The 17,345-nt window shown below is 66.1% G+C and carries 17 protein-coding genes; 14 read left to right on the top strand and 3 right to left on the bottom strand.

The window, feature by feature from the left end:
* Positions 1 to 132 (top strand): IS3 family transposase (locus AC3A4Z_RS21540; RefSeq protein ID WP_498714243.1); only part of this gene is annotated, 132 nt, incomplete at its 5' end.
* Positions 133 to 248: 116 nt separating this feature from the next.
* Positions 249 to 1,307, top strand: coding sequence for a Gfo/Idh/MocA family protein (locus AC3A4Z_RS21535; protein ID WP_498714231.1), 1,059 nt, complete (start codon positions 249 to 251; stop codon positions 1,305 to 1,307).
* Here AC3A4Z_RS21535 and ald read toward each other — a convergent pair.
* The gene (gene ald / locus AC3A4Z_RS21530) at positions 1,304 to 2,422 is read right to left on the bottom strand and encodes an alanine dehydrogenase (protein ID WP_498714229.1); all 1,119 of its coding nucleotides are present in this window, start codon (positions 2,420 to 2,422) and stop codon (positions 1,304 to 1,306) included. The genes AC3A4Z_RS21535 and ald overlap by 4 nt on opposite strands.
* A 232-nt stretch (positions 2,423 to 2,654) precedes the next feature.
* Here ald and AC3A4Z_RS21525 point away from each other — a divergent pair, with 232 nt between their 5' ends.
* Complete coding sequence (locus tag AC3A4Z_RS21525; protein WP_498714227.1) at positions 2,655 to 3,875, top strand: PucR family transcriptional regulator; 1,221 nt, start codon at positions 2,655 to 2,657, stop codon at positions 3,873 to 3,875.
* A 2-nt stretch (positions 3,876 to 3,877) separates the two neighbouring features.
* On the opposite strand, the gene AC3A4Z_RS21520 is transcribed toward AC3A4Z_RS21525, so the two are convergent.
* The gene (locus tag AC3A4Z_RS21520; RefSeq protein WP_498714225.1) at positions 3,878 to 4,297 is read right to left on the bottom strand and encodes a helix-turn-helix domain-containing protein; all 420 of its coding nucleotides are present in this window, start codon (positions 4,295 to 4,297) and stop codon (positions 3,878 to 3,880) included.
* Between the two features lie 49 nt (positions 4,298 to 4,346).
* On the opposite strand from AC3A4Z_RS21520, the gene AC3A4Z_RS21515 reads away from it, so the two are divergent.
* Complete coding sequence (locus AC3A4Z_RS21515) at positions 4,347 to 5,141, top strand: alpha/beta fold hydrolase (protein ID WP_498714223.1); 795 nt, start codon at positions 4,347 to 4,349, stop codon at positions 5,139 to 5,141.
* Positions 5,142 to 5,156: 15 nt separating this feature from the next.
* On the opposite strand, the gene ptsP is transcribed toward AC3A4Z_RS21515, so the two are convergent.
* The gene (gene ptsP / locus AC3A4Z_RS21510; RefSeq protein ID WP_493971446.1) at positions 5,157 to 6,842 is read right to left on the bottom strand and encodes a phosphoenolpyruvate--protein phosphotransferase; all 1,686 of its coding nucleotides are present in this window, start codon (positions 6,840 to 6,842) and stop codon (positions 5,157 to 5,159) included.
* Positions 6,843 to 7,004: 162 nt separating this feature from the next.
* Between ptsP and AC3A4Z_RS21505 the strand changes: the two genes are divergently transcribed.
* The 10 genes from AC3A4Z_RS21505 to AC3A4Z_RS21460 all read left to right on the top strand — a co-directional run bounded on the left by AC3A4Z_RS21505 (position 7,005) and on the right by AC3A4Z_RS21460 (position 17,321).
* Positions 7,005 to 7,733 (top strand): TetR family transcriptional regulator, encoded by a 729-nt coding sequence (locus AC3A4Z_RS21505; RefSeq protein WP_493971447.1) that lies wholly within the window; start codon positions 7,005 to 7,007, stop codon positions 7,731 to 7,733.
* Between the two features lie 82 nt (positions 7,734 to 7,815).
* Complete coding sequence (locus tag AC3A4Z_RS21500) at positions 7,816 to 9,894, top strand: PTS mannitol transporter subunit IICBA (protein WP_498714221.1); 2,079 nt, start codon at positions 7,816 to 7,818, stop codon at positions 9,892 to 9,894.
* On the top strand, positions 9,894 to 11,057 hold the full coding sequence (locus AC3A4Z_RS21495; RefSeq protein WP_498714219.1) for a mannitol-1-phosphate 5-dehydrogenase: 1,164 nt from the start codon (positions 9,894 to 9,896) through the stop codon (positions 11,055 to 11,057). Before AC3A4Z_RS21500 ends, AC3A4Z_RS21495 begins: the two co-directional genes overlap by 1 nt.
* A 180-nt stretch (positions 11,058 to 11,237) precedes the next feature.
* Entirely contained in the window at positions 11,238 to 12,185 is a 948-nt protein-coding gene (locus AC3A4Z_RS21490; RefSeq protein WP_498714217.1) for a siderophore ABC transporter substrate-binding protein, read from the top strand.
* Between the two features lie 22 nt (positions 12,186 to 12,207).
* A complete protein-coding gene (locus AC3A4Z_RS21485; protein ID WP_498714215.1) occupies positions 12,208 to 13,215 on the top strand; it encodes an ABC transporter permease in 1,008 nt (335 codons plus the stop codon).
* Complete coding sequence (locus AC3A4Z_RS21480; RefSeq protein WP_498714213.1) at positions 13,208 to 14,257, top strand: iron chelate uptake ABC transporter family permease subunit; 1,050 nt, start codon at positions 13,208 to 13,210, stop codon at positions 14,255 to 14,257. The genes AC3A4Z_RS21485 and AC3A4Z_RS21480 overlap by 8 nt, the downstream gene beginning before the upstream one ends.
* Positions 14,254 to 15,015: an iron ABC transporter ATP-binding protein gene (locus tag AC3A4Z_RS21475; RefSeq protein ID WP_498714210.1), complete on the top strand. Its 762-nt coding sequence runs from the start codon at positions 14,254 to 14,256 to the stop codon at positions 15,013 to 15,015. Before AC3A4Z_RS21480 ends, AC3A4Z_RS21475 begins: the two co-directional genes overlap by 4 nt.
* A gap of 65 nt (positions 15,016 to 15,080) precedes the next feature.
* Positions 15,081 to 15,581, top strand: coding sequence for a GNAT family N-acetyltransferase (locus AC3A4Z_RS21470; protein WP_498714241.1), 501 nt, complete (start codon positions 15,081 to 15,083; stop codon positions 15,579 to 15,581).
* A 41-nt stretch (positions 15,582 to 15,622) separates the two neighbouring features.
* Positions 15,623 to 16,069, top strand: a complete 447-nt coding sequence (locus tag AC3A4Z_RS21465; RefSeq protein WP_498714208.1) for a MarR family winged helix-turn-helix transcriptional regulator — start codon at positions 15,623 to 15,625, stop codon at positions 16,067 to 16,069.
* A gap of 28 nt (positions 16,070 to 16,097) precedes the next feature.
* On the top strand, positions 16,098 to 17,321 hold the full coding sequence (locus tag AC3A4Z_RS21460) for an MFS transporter (RefSeq protein WP_498714205.1): 1,224 nt from the start codon (positions 16,098 to 16,100) through the stop codon (positions 17,319 to 17,321).
* Positions 17,322 to 17,345 lie beyond the last annotated feature (24 nt).

Here is a 17,345-nt window from a genome sequence, read left to right as displayed (position 1 = left end):
CGGTTCATCAACACCGACGCACTGGCAAATGCCATAGAGGAATACATCCACTGGTACAACAACGAAAGAATCTCCACGACGCTCAAGGGCCTGAGCCCGGTGCAATACCGGGCCCAGACCCACGCAGCCTAGAATCCCATTTAGCCAGTCCAACCACCGGGGACCAGTTCACTTTCTTGAAGGAAGTGAGAGAGCGTTTGCGGTTAAGGCCCGTTAAGTGAGAGAGCGTGCGGGAGTACGGTAGCCCTATGACCGGAACTGTTGCTGAACGCACCATCCGTACGGCCGTCGTCGGCTATGGCCTTTCGGGCAGCGTCTTCCACGCCCCGTTGATCGGGGCCGATGCGCGCTACTCGCTGGACGTCATCGCCACGTCGAATGCGGAGCGGCAAAAGGCGGCCACTTCCCGCTACCCCGGAGTGAGGACGGTGCACGACGGCGATGAGGTCCTCACGCACGCCGCGGACCTTGACCTCGTGGTGCTGGGAACTCCGCCCGCCACGCACTATCCGCTCGCCAAGGCGGCCCTGGAAGCCGGGCTGGACGTGGTGGTGGACAAGCCGTTCGCGGTGACCAGTGAGGAGGGGCAGGAACTGACCGCCTTGGCCCAAGAGCTGGGCCGGGTGCTGACGGTCTTCCAGAACAGGCGGTGGGACGGCGACTTCCTGACCCTCCGGAAGCTTTTGGCGGCCGAGGCCGTGGGGAAGGTGGCACGGTTCGAATCGCGGTTCGAGCGGTGGTCGCCCACCATCGCCAAGGCCTGGAAGGCACGTGCCACCGCGGCGGACGGCGGCGGTGTTCTGTTCGACCTCGGCAGCCACCTGATCGACCAGGCCCTCCTGCTGTTTGGCCCGGCCGCAGTGGCCCACGCGGAACTCAGGGCCAGGCGGGCGGATGAGCGGGCTGACGACGACGCGTTCCTTGTGCTGCGCCACGAGTCCGGGGTGCTGAGCCACCTCACCATGAACATGCTGTGCGCGCAGCAGGGGCCACGGTTCCGCGTTTTGGGTTCCGTGGGGGCCTTCACCAAGAACGGCGTTGACCCGCAGGAGCCGTACATCGTGGCTGGCGGCAGTCCCCTCGACGCGGACTACGGCGAGGAGGCGCCGGAGTGGGCAGGGCTCCTGGGCCGGGACGGCCACCTGGACGCGCTGCCCACCGAACGCGGCGCCTACCCGGAGTTCTACCGGATCCTGGCGGACAAGATCCTCGACGGAGGGGCAAAGTCAGCCTTGCCCCTCCCGGTCAACCCGGAAGACGCCGTCGAGGTTCTCAAGCTGATCGAGCAGGCCCGGGAACTGGCTTAGGCCGAAACCAGTTCGTGCCAGTCCGCGACGAGGGGCAGGTTGTGCGCCTCGGAGACGGAGTGGTGGGCCACGTGGCCGGCGGCGATGTTGAGGCCGGCGGCGAGGGCGGGGTCGCGGTCAAAGGCGGCCTTGACGCCGAGGTTGGCCAGGGACACGGCGTAGCGCAGGGTGACGTTGGTCAGGGCGTACGTGGAGGTGTTGGGCACGGCACCGGGCATGTTCGCCACGCAGTAGAAGATGGTGTTGTGGACCTTGTACGTGGGCTCCTGGTGCGTGGTGGGGTGTGTGTCTTCGAAGCAGCCGCCCTGGTCCACGGCGATGTCCACCAGCACTGAGCCGGGCTTCATCCGGGCCACGAGCTCGTTCGTGACCAGTTTGGGTGCCTTGGCGCCGGGGATCAGGACAGAACCGATCACCAGGTCCGCGTCCACCACGGATTTTTCGATCTCGTACTTGTTCGACGCTACGGTCTTGAGCCGGCCCTGGTACTGGGCGTCCAGTTCGCGCAGGCGGTTGATGTTGATGTCCAGGATGGTGACGTCGGCGCCGAGGCCCAGTGCCATGGCTGCGGCGTTGGTGCCGGCCACGCCTGCGCCGAGGACAACCACCTTGGCGGGACGGACGCCGGGGACGCCGCCGAGGAGCACGCCCTTGCCGCCGGCCGGGGCCATCAGGGATGAGGCGCCCACCTGGACGGAGAGCCGGCCGGCCACCTCGGACATGGGGGCCAGCAGCGGCAGGGTGCGGCCTTCCTGGACGGTCTCGTAGGCGATGGCGGTGACGCCGGAGTTGATGAGTTCGCGGGTGAGTTCGGGCTCGGCGGCGAGGTGGAGGTAGGTGAAGAGGATCAGGCCCTTGCGGAACCGGTGGTACTCGGCCTTGATGGGTTCCTTGACCTTCATGACCATGTCCGCGCGGGACCAGACGTCGTCGGCCTCGTTGATGATTTCGGCGCCGGCGATGGCGTATTCCTCGTCGGTGATGCCGGAGCCCAGGCCTGCGCCGCGTTCCACCAGCACGGTGTGGCCGTGGGTGCGGAACTCGTGGACGCCCGCGGCCGTGATGGCTACGCGGAATTCGTTGTTTTTGATTTCTTTGGGGACACCGATGATCATCGTGGGCTCCAGATTCTCGGCTGGTAAGCCGGAAAGTGCGGAAGGATTGCGTGTTTCAACGATAAATCCGGTTGTGAGCCAGCTGACATCCGGCATCCATCAGGGTTGGAGTAAAACCCCGGAAATTCAAGGACTTTGCAGTCGGTGGATCGACATTTGTTCAGCCTGCAAGCGTCAAGTGTCGCCTCGTGTTCGTTCGTGCGGGCTGCCTTCCACACAGTAGTCTTGGCCCATGCAGCAGCAGGGCGTGGAGCAAGTGGTCGAGGAAGTGGCGCAGAAGCTGGGCCGCGGCCTTTCGCTGGAGGATCTGGACGGGGTGCTGCTCGCCTACAGTTCCAACCAGTCCCACGCCGACCGCGTCCGGGTGAACTTCCTGCTCAGCAAGAAGGTGCCCGCGGACGTGAGCGCGTGGCAGCTGTCGCATGGCATCGCCACCGCTGTCCGCCCGGTGGTGGTTCCGGCCAACCCGCACCTGGGCATGCTGGGCCGCGTCTGTGTCCCGTTGATGGTCCGCGGCTTCCGCGTGGGTTACCTATGGGTGCAGCAGGACTCGGTGGAGGAGAACCCGACGGCGATCCTCACCCAATTGCCGGACGTGGCCAACGAGCTTGAAATGCTCTCGGCCCTGCTGCTCGACTCCAACACTGCCGAATCCGAATTCCGGCGGGGACGCGAACGGGAGTTCCTCGCGGCCTGTGCGGGGGAAACCAGCGCGGTGGCAGCTGTGGCCGGGTGGAAGGAAGTCCAGGGCCGCGGGCCTTGGCAGATGGTCACCGTGCTGGACGCCGACGGCTGGGCGGGCGGCCCGGACCCGATTGCCACCACCCTGATCCACCGCTCGGCCGCGCTCCAGGCGACCGTCGGTGTGGACGCAGCCCTCTTCAGCGCCGGAACGGAAACCCACTCCGTGGTGCTCTTTCGCGAATCGTCGGGCAGGGCCAACCACGCGCAGGTCCTGGTCCACTACCAACTGGAGCTGGCCAAACGCTCCGGCCGTCCCGTCCACCGCATCATCCTGGGTATCAGCGAAGGGTTTGCGAAGCCCAGAGAGCTCGCCGAGGCCTACCGGGAGTCCAAGCTGGCGGCCCAGGCGGCCGCGGTGGATCCGCAGCTTGGGGAGCTTGTGGACTGCCGCTCCACCGGCGTCTACCAACTCCTGGCATCAGCCGGGGGAGGGGCGGGCGCGTGGGTTGACCCGGGGTCCGTCTATTTCCGCAAGCTTGAGGACCACGACCGCAACGGCGAACTCATCCCGGTCCTGGAACTCCTCTACGACAACGACGGCTCTGTCCAGGACGTCGCCGCCAAACTCCACCTGCACCGAAGCAGCATCTATAACCGGCTGGGGCGGATCCGCCAGTTGCTGGGCGTGGATCCATTGAAGGGGATGCCCCGGCTGGAACTCCATGCCGCCCTCAAGATGCGGCGCTGGGCGGCCCGGCCACGGATCTGAAGCTAAGTGCCGGCGCCGGCCTCTTCCGTTCCCTGCCTGGCGGCCTCCTTCTTCTGCCGGTCCTTCTGCTCCTCCAGCCAGGCCATGATGGCTGTGCGCGGAATGCGCCGGTGGCTGCCGCGGTACTCCACGGGGATCTCGCCTCGGTCGGTCATGTTGCGCAGGTAGGTGTGCGAGATGCCGGCCAGCTCCGCTGCCTTTGAGGTGGTCAGCATGTCTTCAACGCTGCTGACCGTCACGGACTCACCGCGGCTGAACCGCCGCAGGAGGTCGACGACGGCGTCCCTCGCCAAGGGCGGGAGCCGGTGGACAGTGCCGTCCACAAAGACAGTGATGTCGTCGCTGCCGGCCAGCGCCCGTTGAAGCTTCTCGGCCTCTTCGGGCGGGAGGGCTGCGGCCAACCTGGGAGCAATCAGTGCCATGGCCCCAGCCTAGCGGGGATACCCGCCCATCCGGCTGTATGCTCGGCTGATGGCATTGACTGGTGGCCGCGATGTTGAATCCGGCGGTTTGCACGGAAAGCTCTACACCTCGGTCCGGCCGCCGAGGACGGGTGCAGAGGCCGAAGCCCGCCCCGCCTATGTCCTGCTGCACGGCATCGGCGTTTCCCACCGGTACCTGGCGCGGCTGCACCGTAGGCTCGCCGAGGTCGCGGACGTCTACTCCTTCGACCTCCCAGGCTTCGGGAAGGCATCGAGGCCCGGGCGCCAGCTGCAGGTTGAGGACTTTGCCGCCTTTGTCAGTGCCGTCCTGGCAGATGAGGGCGTCTCCACCTACGTCGTGGTGGGCCATTCCATGGGCACGCAGTTCGCTGTGGAACTGGCCCTGCGCGAGCCCGATCGGGTGGCTGCAGTTGTGCTCATGGGTCCCGTGGTCGATTCCAGCCGGAAGTCGGTGCCACGCCAAGCCCTGGCGCTGACCAGGGATGCCATGTTCAGCGAGTCGCCAGCCTCGAACGCAATTGTGTTCAGCGACTACTTCCGCGCCGGCCCGCGCTGGTACCTGACGGAACTGCCCGTGATGATGGAATACCCCATGGAGGACCGGCTGGCCGCCGTCCGGCAGCCGGTCCTGGTGCTCCGCGGCACCCGGGACCCCGTCGCGCGGCGTTCCTGGTGCGCGAAACTCGCCGAGGTGGCCCCGCAGGGCACTATGGTCGAAGTCCTGGGGCAGGGCCACGTCTTCCAGCACACCGCGCCGGGCATTGCGGCGCAGGCCATCAGCGGCTGGGTCCGGGCCGTGGACGTATTCGACGTCACGGCCTGAGCCTAGAGCCGGGGACTAGAGTCCCAGTTCCTCCAGCACCGGCAGCTTTTCCCGTACCCATGCGCGTGCCTCGGTAGCGCTGGGGGCGGACAGTGCCAGCTTGGCCAGCTGCTGCGCCTCCTCGAGCGTTACCGTCTTGAGGACTGCTGCCACGGCTGCGAGCGAGCGTGCCGTCATGGACAGCGTGCTAACGCCCAGGCCGGTCAGTACGACGGCGAGGGCCGGGTCCGCGGCCGCCTCGCCGCAGACGCCAACAGGTTTGTTGTTGCCCTCCGCGCGTGAGCCTTCCACCGTCAGGCCCACCAGGCGCAGGACGGCCGGCTGCCAGGGAGTGTTGAGGTTGGCGAGCGGGCCGAGCTGCCGGTCGGCGGCCATGGCGTACTGGGTGAGGTCGTTGGTGCCGAGACTCGCAAAGCCCACTTCGCGCAGGATGGCTTCGGCCGTGAGGGCCGCGGAGGGAACCTCCACCATCACGCCCGGGGTATTGATGCCGGCGTCCGCGCACATGGAGGCAAAGCGGGCAGCCTCTTCCGCCGTCGAGATCATGGGAGCCATCACCCACACGTCCGCTTCGGACTGGTCCGCTGCCAGCGCGATGGCTTCCAGCTGCCGGTCCAGGACGCCGGGGGTGGTGAAGTCGGTGCGGTAACCGCGGACGCCCAGGGCCGGGTTGGGCTCGGTGGAGTCGGTCAGGAAGGGCAGCGGCTTGTCGGCGCCCGCGTCCAGCGTGCGGAGGACAACTTTCTTGCCGGGGAAGGCGTCAAAAACGCTCTTGTACGCCGCGGCCTGCTCTTCGACAGAAGGCTCGGTGTCCCGTTCCAGGAAGCAGAATTCGGTGCGGAACAGTCCCACGCCCTGGGCGCCCAATTTGGCGGCCGCCACGGCATCCTTGCCGCCGCCCACGTTGGCGAGCAGTGGCACCTGGTGCCCGTCCGCCGTCGTACCTGTACCGGTGAACTCGGACAGCAGGGAAGCCGTGGCTGCCCATGCTTCAGCCGCAGTCCTCAGGGCTTCGTCCGGCTCGGCCGTGACCGTACCGGCTGCGCCGTCCACAAAAACTTCGGTGCCGTCCGGAACCTCGTCCACCCCGACGGCGGCGACGACGGCGGGAAGGCCCAGCGAGCGGGCGATGATGGCGGTGTGGGACTGGGGGCCGCCGCCTGCGGTCACAAGTGCCAGGACCTGGTTGGGATCCAGGGTGGCGGTGTCGGCCGGGGCGAGGTCGTCGGCCACCAGGATGAAGGGCGTGCTCGAGGCCGGGATGCCGGGTGCGGGCACGCCGCGCAGCTCGGCGACGATCCGGGCGCGGACGTCCAGTACGTCGGTTGCACGTTCGGCCATGTAGCCGCCCAGGTTGTGCAGCATTTCCGAGACAGAGGAACCTGACTCCCAGATGGCGCGCTCGCCGGAGGTACCGCGGGCAATGAGCTTGGAAGCGCCCTTGATCAGCATGGTGTCCTTGGCCATCAGTGCCGTGGCTTCGAGAACAGCCTTGCCGTCGCCGGTGGCATGGGCTGCACGCGCCTTAAGTTCGTCGTGCACGGCCTGGGCGGCCGCCTTCAGGGCTGCGGTGGCTTCCTCTGCGGTGGTGTCCGGTGCCAGCTGCTGGCCGGCCGGAGGCTCACTGATGGGTTTGGGCATCTGCCGGACGGTGCCGATAACGCGGCCTGGACTGACGCCTACTCCTGGGAAGTTCTGCACTGAAGGTCCTCATTCTTTGCCGGTTTGCCAGGCCCGCCGGTATGCCCGGCGCCATGCCGGTCCGCCGGCGCACTGCTACGTCCGCCAGGCGTGAAACGTGCCTGAAAAAATTGTATGTGATTCAGTTCATATAGCAATGCTATAGGTGCTAGGGTAGCGGTTATGAGTTTGGATGGCCAGCTTCCCCCCAAAATGCGACTGCTCCGTGCAGCGGCGGAACTGTTGGCAAAATCCGCGGGAGCTCCCGTTTCCACCCGCCAGATCACGCAGCTGGCGGGGGTATCTGCTCCCACGCTCTACCACCACTTCGGTGACAAGGAAGGTCTGTTCGACGCCGTCGTCGCCGCAGGGTTTGAAGAATATGTAGCGGGCGAAAGGGATTTCGCCCCCTCCGGACAGCCGCTCGAGGACATCCGGAGAATGTGGGACAACCATGTGCAGTTCGGGCTCAACCAGCCGGAGCTGTACCTGGTGATGTTCGGCAACATCCGCCCGGAAAGCCGCCCCGCCATCGTTGCCGATGCCGAGGCGCTGATGGAGGAGATGCTGAACAAGGCAGCGGCGGCGGGCCAGCTGAACGTCCAGCCCAGGGAAGCAGCCAGGTCCATCCTGGCCGCCAACGTGGGCGTGACGCTGATGCTGATTGCGGAGCCCGCCTCCGACCGGAACCTCGAACTGTCCACCATGACCCGGGACGCCATGATTTTCGCGGTGTCAGCCGAGCCCGCCAGCGGCGCGGTTCCGGAGGACACCGGAAAGTCGTCGGTGGTGGTGGCGGCGATAGCCCTGAACGCCGCACTTCAGGCCTCGCACTCAGACCAGCTCTCCAGCTCGGAACTCAAACTCTTCCTCGAATGGCTTCACCGCATCTCGACCAGCCCGGCGGGCTAGAAACGCCAGAACGTCAAGCAGTACGTCGTCGGAAATATCGGACCATCCTGCGCAGCCGCAGGAATGACGGTTAGGAAATCACATGGCAACAGAGACAGTTGCAAAACCCCGCACCAGCGCGCGCGTGCACGTCCAAAAGTTCGGGACTTTCCTGTCCGGAATGATCATGCCCAACATCGGCGCCTTTATTGCCTGGGGCCTGATCACCGCCCTCTTCATTGAAAAGGGCTGGATCCCCGTTCCCGAACTGGGCGGCTTCGGCACCAACGCCGAGGGCACGCCGAACACCGGCCTGGTGGGGCCAATGATCACATACCTGCTGCCGCTCCTGATCGCCTACACCGGCGGCCGGATGGTGTACGACGTCCGTGGCGGCGTCGTCGGCGCCATCGGCACCATGGGCGTCATCATCGGCGCCGGTATTCCGATGTTCATCGGCGCCATGATTATGGGCCCGCTGGGCGGCTGGACCATGAAGAAGATCGACTCCATCTGGGACGGCAAGATCCGCCCCGGCTTCGAGATGCTGGTCAACAACTTCTCGGCGGGCATCTGGGGTGCCATCTTGGCGCTGCTTGGCTTCTACGGGATCGCCCCGCTGGTTTCGGCCTTCAGCACCGGCGCCGGCAACGTGGTCCAGTTCCTGGTCAACAACGGCCTGCTGCCGCTCACCAGCATCTTCATTGAGCCGGCCAAGGTCCTCTTCCTGAACAACGCCATCAACCACGGCGTGCTCACCCCGCTGGGCATCCAGCAGTCCCTTGAACAGGGCAAATCCATCCTGTTCCTGCTCGAAGCCAACCCCGGCCCCGGACTCGGGCTTCTGCTCGCCTACATGTTCTTCGGGAAAGGGGCAGCCAAGGCCTCGGCACCCGGTGCGGCCATCATCCACTTCCTGGGCGGCATCCACGAGATCTACTTCCCTTACGTCCTGATGCGCCCGCTGCTCATCCTGGCCACCATCGCCGGCGGCATGACCGGTATCGCCACCCTGGCCATCACCAACTCCGGCCTGGTGGCTCCCGCCGCCCCGGGCTCCATCTTCGCGGTGCTGGCCCAGACCTCCAGGGACAGCTACCTCGGCGTGATCCTGGCGGTCCTGCTCGCAACTGCCGTCTCGTTCCTGGTGGCTTCGGTCATCATGAAGACCACCAAGCACAGCGATGAGGTGGACCTGAACGACGCCACCTCCCGCATGGAGCAGATGAAGGGCAAGAAGAGCTCCGTGGCCTCCACCCTCACCGGCGCCGGCGCAGCTGCCGGTGCAGGCGGAGTGGGTGTCCTCGCCGGCCCGGTGCGCAACATCGTGTTCGCGTGCGACGCCGGCATGGGCTCCAGTGCCATGGGCGCCTCCGTGCTGCGAAACAAGATCAAGGCTGCCGGGTTCCCGGACGTCAAGGTCACCAATGCCTCCATCGCCAACCTCAACGACACCTACGACGTTGTGGTCACCCACCAGGACCTCACCGAACGTGCGAAGCCGGCCACGTCCAGTGCCGTGCACTATTCGGTGGACAACTTCATGAACAGCCCCCGGTACGACGAAATCGTGGAGCTGGTCCGGGAAAGCAACACCGAGGGCAGCACGGCAACCGAGGGCCCGGACGCCGGTGCGGGAACGCCCGGCGGAGCCTCCGCCTCAGGACCGGCAACGGCTGCCGCGGCCGGAACAGCAGCCGCGGGTACCGCCGTCGGAAGCTCCGGTTCCGAAGCCCCCGCGGCAGGAACGGGCGAGATCCTGGCGCGCGAGAGCGTGGTGCTCAACGGTTCGGCCACCACCCGTGACGCTGCCATCGACGAAGCCGGCCGGCTCCTGCTGGCCCGCGGCGCCGTGGACGAGGACTACGTCCGGGCCATGCATGAGCGCGAGCAGTCCGTGTCCACCTACATGGGCAGCTTCCTGGCCATCCCGCACGGAACCAACGCGGCCAAGGACCACATCCGCAAATCCGCGGTGTCCGTGATCCGCTACCCCGAAGGCATCGACTGGAACGGCAAGCAGGTCAAGTTCGTGGTGGGCGTTGCCGGCATCAACAACGAGCACCTGCACATCCTGTCTTCCATCGCGAAGGTCTTCACCAACAAAGAACAGGTGGCCCGGCTGGAGGCGGCAACGTCCGAGGACGAGATCCTGGAACTCTTCGGAAAGGTCAACGCATAGTGAAGGCAGTACATTTCGGGGCCGGAAACATTGGGCGCGGCTTCGTGGGCCTGCTCCTGCACGACGCAGGCTACGAGGTGGTGTTCGCCGACGTCGCCGAGGAGCTCATCAACCAGCTCTCGGCTGCGGACAGCTACGCGGTGCACGAGGTGGGTGAAAACCCGGCCGTGCGGACGGTAGACAACTTCCGGGCGCTGAACTCCACCACACAGGAGGCCCAGCTGGTCGAGGAGATCGCGACGGCGGACATCGTCACCACCGCGGTGGGCCCGCACATCCTCAAGTTCGTGGCGCCCGTGATCGCCAAGGGCATCGTCGCCAGGGCGCCCGGCCTGGCGCCGCTGCAGGTCATGGCCTGCGAGAACGCGATCAATGCCACGGACATCCTCGCCAAGGAGGTGGCCTCCCAGCCTGGGGCCGCCGCCGGGGCGCTGGACGGCAAAGCGGTGTTCGCCAACACGGCCGTGGACCGGATCGTGCCCAACCAGGAAGCCGGCCAGGGCCTGGACGTTACGGTGGAAACCTTTTACGAGTGGGTCATCGACCGGACTGCCTTCGGTGCTTCCGCGCCAGTGATACCCGGGGCCACCTTTGTGGACGAGCTTTCGCCCTACATTGAGCGGAAGCTGTTTACGGTGAACACCGGCCACGCTTCGGCCGCCTACCTCGGGTTCGAGGCGGGCCTGGAGAAGATCTCCGACGCCATGGCGGACCAGGATGTTGCCGAGGACGTCCGGGCGGTGCTGGAGGAGACCAAACAACTCCTGGTCAGCAAGCACGGCTTCAGCAACGACGAGCAGGAGGCCTATGTCCAGAAGATCCTGGTCCGGTTCTCCAACCCGTACCTGCCGGATACAGTGACCCGCGTGGGCCGTGCGCCGCTGCGGAAGCTGAGCCGGCACGAGCGGTTCATCGGCCCGGCTGCCGAACTCGCGGAACGCGGAGTGGTGCCCGAAGCACTGCTCGGCGCCATCGCCGCTGCCCTGCGCTTCAACGACCCCGCCGACGCCGAGGCAACCGAACTGGCTGGCATACTGTCATCCAGCAGCCCGGCCGACGCCACGGCGAAAATCACTGGCCTGGAACCGGAACACCCGCTGTTCAACGCCGTCGCCACGCTGGTGGAGGAGCGCCAGGCGGAGGTGGCCCGCACCCCGGCCTGACCGACCCTTCCACAATGACGACGCCGGCACTCCCCTTGAGTGCCGGCGTCGTTCTGTGTGATCTCTCCCACTTATGAAGGAATGCAGCCGCTTTCGTTTTGAAGTAAGCCTTCCCTTACTTATAGGCTCTGGGCTATTAGGCAACGAAGTTGTGACGTATTAGCCGAGTGGAGAAATACCGTGAAGAAGAAGCTTTCGAGCTACCTGGGGGCACTGGCTGCGGGAGCGGCGCTATTGACCGTCACTGCATGCGGAGGAAGCGCGACGGCCACACCGGCTGGCGAAGCCGCCACCATCACCGTGGAGCACGCCCAGGGCAGCACCGCGAACGTGCCCGTCAACCCGGAGAAGGTCTTCACCTTCGACCTCGGCGTCCTGGATACCCTCGACGCGCTCGGCGTCGAGCCCGCAGGTGTCCCGGAAGCCGCCTACCCTGAAGCGCTGGCCAAGTACTCGGACGCCAAGTACGCCAAGATCGGTTCACTGAAGGAGCCGGACTTCGAAGCCGTCAGCGCGGGCGACCCGGACCTCATTATCATTTCCGGCCGCACCGCCGGCGCTTATGAGGAACTGAGCAAGATCGCCCCCACCATCGACCTTTCCATTGATGCGGCGCAGCCAATGGAAAGCTTCAAGGCCCAGACTGAAAAGCTTGGCACCATCTTCGACAAGTCGGTGGAAGTGGAAGAGCAGCTCGCGGCAGTGGATGCCACCGTCTCTGACACCAAGGCCAAGGCGGCCAGCGCCGGCAAGGGGCTGATCGTCCTGACGTCCGGCGGTGAAGTGACCGCGTACGGCGCAGGTTCCCGCTTCGGGATCATCCACGACGTCCTGGGCGTACCCACCGCCGCCGACGTCAAGGTTGACGGCAGCCACGGCGAGGCCATCTCCTTCGAGTACATCAAGCAGGCCAACCCGGACCTCCTCTACGTCATCAACCGCGACACCGCCACGGGTGGGGATGCCTCGGCAGCCAACCCCATCCTGGACAACGAACTGGTCAAGGCCACCAATGCCGCCAAGAACAACAAGGTCATCAACCTCGACCCTGCCGGCTGGTACGTCGTGGGCTACGGCCTGAACAACGTCAAAGCAATGGTGGACGCAGTCGCCGCCTCCGTGGCGTAACGCTGCCGGCCTCCACGCTCCCATGACCGCCACCGCCGTGCGCCCCCTCGCGCCGGCAACCCGCAGCCAGGCCCGCCACAGTGCAGGCCTGGCTGCGGCCACAGTTGCCGTCCTTGCCCTCGCCGCTGCCAGTATGTTCGTTGGCGTCAGCGATGTTTCCCTGCCGGACCTGTTGGCAGGCAACCCGGCCGCGGCGGAGGTCTTCTGGATCTCCCGCGTCCCGCGCACACTGGCTGTGTTGCTCGCCGGGATGGCCGTGGCCGTGGCCGGCCTGATCATGCAGCTGATGGCCCGGAACCGCTTCGTGGAACCGTCCACCGTAGGTACCGTGGAGTCCGCAACCCTGGGAATCCTGGTGGTCACGGTCTTTGCCCCGCAGGCCCCGGTTCCCGCCAAGATGCTGGTGGCCAGCGTCTTCGCGCTGCTGGGAACCGCACTGTTCCTGGCCATCCTGCGCCGCCTCCCGGCCCGGAACACCCTCCTTATCCCGTTGGTGGGCATCATGCTGGGCGGGGTCATCGCGGCCGTCACCACGTTCTTCGCCTACCGCTACGACCTGCTGCAGACGCTGAGCAACTGGATGATCGGCGACTTCTCCGGTGTGCTGCGGGGACGGTATGAGCTGCTGTGGATCGTTGCCGTCCTGATGCTGCTGGGCATGCTCGCCGCAGACCGGTTCACCGTGGCTGGGATGGGCCAGGACTTCACCACCAACCTTGGGCTGAACTACGCCCGGACCATGCGGCTGGGGCTGGTCATCGTCTCGCTCATCTCGGCCGTGGTGGTTACCACCGTGGGCGCCGTGCCCTTCCTGGGGCTGGTGGTTCCCAACATCGTGTCCCTCATTTTTGGCGACAACCTCCGCCGCGCCGTTCCCTGGACCGCGCTGTTCGGTGCCGCGTTCGTGCTGGTCTGCGACATCATCGGCCGGACCATCCGCTACCCCTACGAGGTTCCCGTGGGCATGGTGATGTCCGTGCTGGGCGCCGTCCTCTTCCTCGTCCTGATCCTGAGGAAGAGCAATGCCTGAAAGCCCAACGCTCCAGCCGCCGGTGAAAGAAGCGCTGGCCGCCCCGCCACCCGCCACGCGAGGCATGCGAACGCTCAAAGCCGCCGCCCGCAGCGCCTCCCCGCTCCTGGTGGCGGGCATCCTGCTCGCGGCGACGGCCGCCGTCGTCTGCTTCTTCCTGTTCTTCGAGCTCAAGGGCAACGTGGGCTACATCCTGCCGCGCCGTGCCATCAAGGTGGCCGCCATGCTGCTGGTGGCCGTGGCCGTGGGCGTCTCGACGCTCCTGTTCCAGACTGTCACCGCCAACCGGATCCTCACCCCGTCCATCATGGGGTTCGACTCGCTGTACATCCTGGTGCAGACGGTCATGACCTTCACCCTCGGCGCCGCCGCGGTGGTGGCGGCCCCGCCCACGCTGCAGTTCGGCGCGGAGGTGCTGCTGATGGTGGCCTTCAGTGCCCTGTTGTACCGCTGGATGTTCACCGGCGCGGCCCGCTCCCTGCACCTGCTCCTGCTGGTGGGCGTCGTCCTGGGCAGCCTGTTCCGCGGCCTGTCATCGCTGCTGCAGCGGCTGATGGAGCCCAGTGAGTTCATCATCCTGCAGGACCTGTTCTTCGCGAGCTTCAACAACGTGGACCCGGCCTTGCTTTGGGTCTCCGCAGTGATCATCACCGCAGTCTGTTCCTTGGTGTGGCGGGCCCGGCACACGCTGGATGTCCTGGCGCTGGGCCGGGACGTCGCCATCAACGTGGGTGTGGACCACCGCAAGGTGGTGATGCGCGTGCTGCTGGGGTGTTCGCTGCTGGTGGCCGTGTCCACCGCGCTGGTGGGGCCCGTGACCTTCTTCGGGCTGCTGGTGGTGAGCCTGGGCTACCAGCTGTGCCGCGGTTTCAGCCATGCCTGGTTGCTGCCCATCGTGGTGATGATCGGCGCCGTTGCCCTGGTGGGCGGGCAGCTGCTCCTGGAAAAGGTGTTCGGCTTCGGCACCGCCCTGCGCGTGGTCATCGAGTTCACGGGCGGCATCCTCTTTCTTTACCTCCTCCTGAAAGGCTCGCTGAAATGACCATCGCGGTCCGGAACGTCTCCAAAAGCTACGGTGGCCAGCCGGTCCTGGACGATGTCAGCTGTGTGATCCCCGAGGGTGGCATCACGTCCATCATCGGCCCCAACGGGGCGGGCAAGTCCACCTTGCTCTCGCTGATCAGCCGGTTGCAGCCGCTCGAGGCAGGCGCGGTCTCCGTGGCGGGCTTGGACATCGCCGCGACCGACAGCCGGGAACTGGCCCGGACGATGGCCATCCTGCGGCAGGAGAACCACCTGACCATGCGGCTCACCGTGCGGGACCTCGTGGCCTTCGGCCGGTTCCCGCACTCCGGCGGGCGGCCCACCGTGGAGGACCTCGCCAAGGTGGAAGAGGCCATCGCCCACCTGGATCTGACCCCCATGGCGGACAAGTTTGTGGACGAGCTCTCCGGAGGGCAGCGTCAGCGGGCTTTCATCGCCATGGTGCTGGCCCAGGACACCCGCTACCTGCTCCTGGACGAACCGCTGAACAACCTGGACATGAAGCATTCGGTGGAGATGATGCGGCTCCTGCGCCGGCTCGCTGACGAGTTCGGCAAAACCATCGTCCTGGTGGTCCATGACATCAACTTCGCGTCCTGCTACTCGGACACGATCCTGGCCATGAAGGACGGGCGGCTGGTCCACCAGGGCAGCCCCCGGCAGATCATGCAGCAGGCCATGCTCCGCGACGTCTACGACATCGACATCCGCATCGAGGAGATCGACGGCAACCGGATCGGCGTCTACTTCGCCTGACCCTCCCCCCCGACGCCTGCTCACTCCTGTGCGAGGCTGGGCTGGTGACCGAGAGCCAAGCTGCCATGCCCTTTCTCCTGACCTCCGACGTCGACGGCGGGACCTTCCGCCTGCGCCACGCCTTGCAAGCTGATCTGCCCGCCATCGTGGGGCTGCTCGCGGACGATTCACTGGGCTCCGGGCGCGAACGCGCCGAGGAACTGGCGCCCTACGAGCGGGCCTTCGAGGCGATCGACGCCGACCCCTCCCACCTGCTCATCGTGGGGGAATTGCTGCCGCCCGGGACCGCTCATGCAGAGGTGGTTGCCACCTTCCAGCTCAGCTTCCTGCCCGGCATCTCACGGCAGGGGGCCTGGCGCTCGCAGATCGAGGGAGTGCGGGTGGCCGACAGGCTCCGGGGCCAGGGCATCGGCAACATGATGGTGCAGTGGGCCATCGAGGAGTCCCGGCGCCGAAGCTGCGCCCTGATACAGCTGACTACACACAAAACGCGGGTGGCCGCCCACCGGTTCTATGAACGCCTCGGCTTCGAAGCCAGCCATGAAGGCATGAAGCTGACGCTCTAAACCTTGACCGTTAGGCTGCCTAACTGTTAGGCTCCCTAACGATGAACAGGAAAAGCGATAACGAGGAGCTGCAGGCACTTGCCGGAGACTTCCGCGATGCCCTCCGCCACAGTGTGTACTTGGTGCGGCGGCTCGATGCCGATGGCGAGCTCAGCGCAGCCCAGCTCAGCACCTTGAAAATGCTGCTGGACGACGGCGTGAGGGTGGGGGAGATCGCACGGAACCTGGGCGTCCGCGTACCCAGTGCCACCGAGCAGATCATCAAGCTGGAGCGGGCAGGATTGGCCCGGCGCGAACCTGACCCGCACGACTCCCGTGCCGTCCTCGTGGTGCTCACCGCGGCGGGCCGTGCCGCCGTCGACTCCGCCAATGCCCGGCGCAATGCCGTGATGGCCGGCATCCTCAGCTCCCTCACTGAGCAGGACCGGCAGGCCCTCGCGGCCGCCCTTCCCGTCATTGGAAAAATCAACGCGTCGCTGCAGCAATGACGCAAGCATCCCTTTAGGAGCAAACTTCATGAACGGCCAAGCAGACACACTGCCGGCAGCAGAAGCAACCTTGAAAGCCGAAAAGGCCTCATTCCTTAAGCAGCCAAAGGCGGTATGGGCCACAGCCCTGGCCGCCGTTTTTGCGTTTATGGGCATTGGACTGGTGGACCCCATCCTGCCCGCCATCGCCACCAACCTCGATGCCAGTCCCAGCGAGGTTTCCCTGCTCTTCACCAGCTATTTCCTGGTGACAGCCGTGGCAATGCTCATCACTGGCTTTGTTTCCTCCCGCATCGGCGGCAAGAGGACCCTGCTGATCGGGCTCGCCGTCATCGTGGTGTTTTCCTCGCTCTCCGGCCTGTCCGGCAGCGTGGGGGAGCTGGTGGGCTTCCGTGCCGGCTGGGGGCTGGGCAACGCCCTGTTTGTGGCCACGGCACTGGCCGTGATCGTCGGTGTGGCCAGCGGCGGGGCCGGCACGGCGATCATCCTCTACGAGGCCGCGCTGGGACTTGGCATTTCGCTGGGCCCACTCCTGGGCGCCCTGCTGGGCGGCTGGCAGTGGCGCGCGCCGTTCTTCGGAACTGCGGCCTTGATGGCTGCCGCCTTTGTAGCCCTGATGGTGCTGCTCCCGAAGACCCCACTGCCCGAGCGGAAGGTCCGCCTGCGGGATCCGCTGCTGGCCCTGGGCCACAAGGGACTGCGCACCACCGCCGTCAGCGGGCTGTTCTACAACTACGGCTTCTTCACCATCCTGGCGTTCACACCGTTCATCCTGGGCATGGACGCCTACGGGATCGGCGGGGTGTTCTTCGGCTGGGGCGTGGCCGTGGCCGTCTTCTCGGTGTTCGTGGCGCCTGTGCTGCAGAACCGCTTCGGGGCCACCAAGGTCCTGGCCGGAACCCTCCTGGCCCTGATGCTCGCCCTCATTGGGCTGGGACTGGCCGCGGGGCACTCGGTGCCTGCCGTCGTCGTCCTGGTGGTGATCTCCGGCGCCCTGCTGGGCATCAACAACACCATCTACACCGAGCTGGCCATGGGCGTTTCGGATTCTCCGCGCCCGGTGGCCTCCTCCGGCTACAACTTCGTTCGCTGGATGGGCGGTGCCCTGGCCCCGTTCGCAGCCGCGCAGCTGGGTGAGCATTTTGGCCCGCAGGTACCGTTCTTTGCCGGGGCGGCGGCGATGGTGTTGGCCATTGGTGTTGCCCTGGCCGGCCGGAAGTACCTGGCAGCGCACGAGCCGCACGTCGTCTAGGCATCATCCGCTCCGCAAACAGCA

The sequence above is a fragment of the Arthrobacter sp. Soil_C_49 genome (genome assembly GCF_057656635.1).
Note: the sequence above shows the minus strand (reverse complement) of the source record. Positions and strands in the feature narration are given on the sequence as shown.

Excerpts from the sequence above, each read along its gene's own strand:
- AC3A4Z_RS21535 (WP_498714231.1), top strand. The coding sequence starts at position 249 with ATGACCGGAACTGTTGCTGAACGCACCATCCGTACGGCCGTCGTCGGC.
- ald (WP_498714229.1), bottom strand. The coding sequence starts at position 2,422 with ATGATCATCGGTGTCCCCAAAGAAATCAAAAACAACGAATTCCGCGTA.
- AC3A4Z_RS21525 (WP_498714227.1), top strand. The coding sequence starts at position 2,655 with ATGCAGCAGCAGGGCGTGGAGCAAGTGGTCGAGGAAGTGGCGCAGAAG.
- AC3A4Z_RS21520 (WP_498714225.1), bottom strand. The coding sequence starts at position 4,297 with ATGGCACTGATTGCTCCCAGGTTGGCCGCAGCCCTCCCGCCCGAAGAG.
- AC3A4Z_RS21515 (WP_498714223.1), top strand. The coding sequence starts at position 4,347 with ATGGCATTGACTGGTGGCCGCGATGTTGAATCCGGCGGTTTGCACGGA.
- AC3A4Z_RS21505 (WP_493971447.1), top strand. The coding sequence starts at position 7,005 with ATGAGTTTGGATGGCCAGCTTCCCCCCAAAATGCGACTGCTCCGTGCA.
- AC3A4Z_RS21500 (WP_498714221.1), top strand. The coding sequence starts at position 7,816 with ATGGCAACAGAGACAGTTGCAAAACCCCGCACCAGCGCGCGCGTGCAC.
- AC3A4Z_RS21485 (WP_498714215.1), top strand. The coding sequence starts at position 12,208 with ATGACCGCCACCGCCGTGCGCCCCCTCGCGCCGGCAACCCGCAGCCAG.
- AC3A4Z_RS21480 (WP_498714213.1), top strand. The coding sequence starts at position 13,208 with ATGCCTGAAAGCCCAACGCTCCAGCCGCCGGTGAAAGAAGCGCTGGCC.
- AC3A4Z_RS21475 (WP_498714210.1), top strand. The coding sequence starts at position 14,254 with ATGACCATCGCGGTCCGGAACGTCTCCAAAAGCTACGGTGGCCAGCCG.
- AC3A4Z_RS21470 (WP_498714241.1), top strand. The coding sequence starts at position 15,081 with ATGCCCTTTCTCCTGACCTCCGACGTCGACGGCGGGACCTTCCGCCTG.
- AC3A4Z_RS21465 (WP_498714208.1), top strand. The coding sequence starts at position 15,623 with ATGAACAGGAAAAGCGATAACGAGGAGCTGCAGGCACTTGCCGGAGAC.
- AC3A4Z_RS21460 (WP_498714205.1), top strand. The coding sequence starts at position 16,098 with ATGAACGGCCAAGCAGACACACTGCCGGCAGCAGAAGCAACCTTGAAA.